Source organism: Moraxella sp. (assembly GCF_024227015.1).
Lineage (GTDB): Bacteria > Pseudomonadota > Gammaproteobacteria > Pseudomonadales > Moraxellaceae > Moraxella.
In genome coordinates, this window is sequence record NZ_JAAELD010000224.1 from 1 (window position 1) to 4,300 (window position 4,300).

Sequence of the window (4,300 nt, forward strand, 5' to 3'; positions counted from 1 at the left end):
TGATGACATCGAAGTTCGGCGTTAATAGCAGCGCAGGTCCATTTTTACCTGCAGGCAGCCAGAGTTCTGATAGATATTGACCGCCGAAATATTCACCACTTGCTGAAGTAAGTCCCAGCTGTCGCCATGCGTCAAGACTTTGTTTATTAGCAAGTAAATTATAATCAAAATTAGCAGGCAATCTTACTTCATAATATGGCATCAGACCCATGATCCAGCCGGCATTTTTTAGGTAGTTTGCGGTAGAGTTTAGTGAATCGCCAATGCTCCACGGACTGATTTGGCCGTCATTATTGCCATCAACACCCTCATTGATCCAAGTGCTTGGGATGAATTGCGTGTGACCCATACCGCCTGCCCACGAGCCTTTTAGCTGACCAATAGATGTATCGCCGCGGTTGATCATCTTTAACATGGCGATCAACTGATCTTCTGCAAACTGGCGACGACGTCCATCATAAGCCAAAGTCGATAAAGCGCTGACTAGATCCATGCTACCCATGCCCGCGCCAAATGATGACTCCATACCCCAGATCGCTGCAATGATCTCTTTTGGAACGCCGTAGTTATTTTGGGCGTTATTGAAAGTGGTTGGATACTCACCAATTTTGGCGCGTCCTTGATTAACGCGATTCGATGATGCTGCGCCATTGACATATTCCCAAGGCATCTTGGTAAATTCAGCCTGTGAACGATCAAGATCAATTACTCTTTGATTTAAGCTTGCACCGCTCATCAGACGATGAACCGAGCCTGCCTCATAACCCTGGGCGATGGTGCGGTTAATAAAATCACGCTTCCATTCATCAAAATTAGCATAATAACGCGCTGTTGGCATTTGAACTTGCGGCGCAGGCTGTGGCGTCGGTATCACCACAGGCTTTGGCATCGGTGCAGGCTGCGGAATGCTGGTGCCATGTACGATTTTGATGGGTGGCTGCTTAACTGGCGCTGTGTTATTACACGCGGTTAATACTGCTGCAGACAGTACAGTTAGAGCAAGTGCCGGTTTCACATTAATATATTTCATAAAATCTTCACAACTAATTAATAAAATGCGCCAACACTTTAACGTAAAATCACCCAAAAGTCGAATAATTTTAAGTTACGTTTCGTTATTTGGCACATATAACCCATAAAAATAAGCCGCCAAACGGCGACTTATTCTTAGTACTAATTTTACACACCGGTGATGCCGGTCATGTCCACGGGCGTATCTACGACGGTGACCGTCTTTTTGGCGGCGTCATTACGCTTGGCTTGCAGGTCATTTAGGTATTTTTCATCGATACCGCCTGCGACATAATTACCATCAAAGACAGAGCAGTCAAACTCATCAACACGGCTGTACTTGGTGTTATTTACCGCTTCAATCAGATCATCCAAATCTTGGAAAACCAGGCGATCCGCACCGATGATCTCGCGAACCTCTTCGACAGTACGACCTGATGAGATCAGCTCATGGCGAGATGGCATGTCAATGCCATAGACGTTCGGGAATTTCACTTCTGGTGAAGCAGAGGCGAAGAATACGTTTTTTGCGCCTGCATCGCGCGCCATTTGAATGATTTCGTGACAAGTTGTGCCACGCACGATAGAATCATCCACCAGTAGGACGTTTTTATTTTTAAATTCAAGCGGTACGGCATTTAGCTTCTGACGGACAGATTTTTTGCGCTGCCCTTGTCCTGGCATGATGAATGTACGACCGATATAACGGTTTTTGGTGAAGCCCTCACGATATTTCACATTCAGATGCATGGCAAGCTCAAGCGCTGAATTACGAGATGTATCAGGAATAGGGATGACAACATCGATGCCGTGATCTTCGCCCCACTCGCGGATGATTTTTTGGGCAAGCTTCTCACCCATACGCATGCGCGCCTTGTGTACTGAGATGTTATCAATGATCGAATCAGGACGGGCAAAGTAAACATACTCAAAGATACAAGGTGTGTGCTTAACATCTTCGACACATTGCTTGGTGTGTAGGTTATGGTGCAAGTCAATAAAGATCGCTTCACCTGGCGCCACATCGCGAACCACCTCAAAGCCAAGCGCCTGAATCGCCACCGATTCAGATGCCACGACATACTCCACGCCTTGACCTGTTAGGCGACGACCATAGACCAGAGGACGAATACCATTAGGATCACGGAACGCAAGCAGACCGTGACCTGCGATGATGGCAACCACACCATACGCACCTTCACAGCGCTGATAGACAGCTTTTAATGCCTGAAAAATATCGTCAGGCTCAAGATTCGGCTTGGTGGATTTTTGGAGTTCATTGGCAAAAACATTCAATAGAACTTCTGAATCCGAATCGGTATTTAGATGACGATGATCGCTCTCATAGAGCTCTTTGGCAAGCTTATCGGCATTGGTTAAGTTGCCGTTGTGCGCCAGTGCAATGCCATAAGGAGAGTTTACATACAGCGGCTGAGCCTCTGCCGTGCTTGAGGTGCCTGCCGTTGGGTAACGCACATGTCCGATGCCAAAATTACCCACCAAACGCACCATGTGCTGATTCAAAAAGACATCGCGCACCATGCCATTGTCTTTACGTAGGTATAGACGATCGTCCTTTAAAGTGACAATCCCTGCCGCATCTTGTCCGCGATGCTGTAGCATGGTTAAGCCATCATACAGCATCTGATTTACTGGTTCATGCGCCACAACGCCGATTACGCCACACATAATTTACTCCAATTGATTAAGATGATTGGTAGGGATTTTGGATTTGTTGCCATGCACCGCCCAGCGCTTCTTGTAGTAGCTCCATGGCGATGGGGGCAAGTGGTAAGAGGTTTTGAGCTAATATGGATTGTTGCCAATTCGGCAGATGTGCCAGTAGTGGTGATGCAATACTTAGAATAATGAGCACTTTTAGAATACCTGTCGCCGCACCCAATACACCACCAAGCAGACGATCCACAAAGCCCAGCTTTAAGGTTTTTAGTGTGCCTGTAATGATGGATGTCAAAAGATGCACCACAGCAACCACACCAAGCGCAACCAACAAAAAAGCAGCAGCAATCTGTAGCACAGGATTTTCAATAAAGCCTGCCAAAAACGGCGCTACTTCCTTGGCGGTGCGGGAGGCGATGATAAGCGCTGACAGCCACGCCACCAAAGACGCTGCCGTCTTGACAAAACCAGCGGTAAAGCCACGCCACAAGCCCATCAACACCATAAAGGCAATAAAAACATCAATGAGCGTCATAGATTCGGTAAATGCTGTCATTGTCCGTCTTGGTAACCTGCGATAGCCTGAACGCAGTCTGTCACGAGCGCAGGACCCTTATAAATCATACCCGAGAAGATCTGTACGGCTTTGGCACCTGCTTTTAGTTTTTTGACCGCAAGCTCGCCTTCATCAATACCACCCACGCCAATTAAATCCACCTTGTCTGCCAAACGATCATGGAACTGCGATAAAATCTGCGTGCTACTATGGCTCACAGGACGACCTGACAGACCACCCATCTCATCAGCATGCGGATAGTCTTCCACACCCACGCGAGACAATGTCGTATTGGTAGCGATCAAACCGTCAATATCAAACTCAATCACCGTGCGCGCAATCTCATCGACTTGAGGTTCATCCAAATCTGGTGCGATCTTTAGGGCAAGCGGTACATAAAAACCATAGTCATTCGCCAGTCTGCTGTGGCAGTTTTTGATGCCATCTAGCAGTGCAGACAGCGCATCGCCACCTTGTAGGCTACGCAGATTCTTAGTGTTGGGGCTTGAGATGTTAATCGTGATGTAGCTGGCATAAGGATAGACACGCTCTAGACAGTACACATAATCATCAAGCGCCTTCTCAACAGGGGTAACGGCATTCTTGCCGATATTAATGCCAAGCACGCCTTGGTATTTGGCGCGTTCGATGTTTTGGATCATCTGATCCACGCCTTCATTATTAAAACCCATGCGATTAATGATCGCGCCTGCCTGCGGAATGCGAAACAGTCTTGGTTTATCATTACCTGACTGCGCGCGCGGCGTTACCGTGCCAATCTCCAAGAACCCAAATCCAAGCTCGCTAAGCGCATCGATGTGCGAGCCGTTCTTATCTAAGCCTGCCGCCAAGCCCACGGGGTTAAGCAGATTAACCCCCATGCAAGTGGTTGGCAAAGCTTGCTTGGCATAGCCGAACCCCAACAATCCAGCATTATTGGCTTTCTCAAGCATGTTCAAGGTGAATTCATGCGCGCGCTCTGGATCCATGTTAAACAAGAACGGACGAAGTAACGCATATGACATGAAAATAACCTCAAAAAGCCAAAGAAAA

General features: G+C 47.4%; 4 protein-coding genes. All 4 read right to left on the reverse strand.

Annotated elements, in window-relative coordinates:
- Window positions 1–1,030 (reverse strand): lytic transglycosylase domain-containing protein (locus GY683_RS05265; RefSeq protein ID WP_297287747.1); only part of this gene is annotated, 1,030 nt, incomplete at its 3' end.
- A gap of 149 nt (window positions 1,031–1,179) precedes the next feature.
- Window positions 1,180–2,700 carry an amidophosphoribosyltransferase gene (purF, locus tag GY683_RS05270; RefSeq protein WP_297287748.1) on the reverse strand — a complete coding sequence of 507 codons (1,521 nt, stop codon included), beginning with the start codon at window positions 2,698–2,700 and terminating at the stop codon, window positions 1,180–1,182.
- Window positions 2,701–2,716: 16 nt separating this feature from the next.
- Window positions 2,717–3,247, reverse strand: coding sequence for a CvpA family protein (locus GY683_RS05275; protein WP_297287749.1), 531 nt, complete (start codon window positions 3,245–3,247; stop codon window positions 2,717–2,719).
- Entirely contained in the window at window positions 3,244–4,272 is a 1,029-nt protein-coding gene (locus GY683_RS05280) for a quinone-dependent dihydroorotate dehydrogenase (protein WP_297287750.1), read from the reverse strand. The genes GY683_RS05275 and GY683_RS05280 overlap by 4 nt, the downstream gene beginning before the upstream one ends.
- Window positions 4,273–4,300 lie beyond the last annotated feature (28 nt).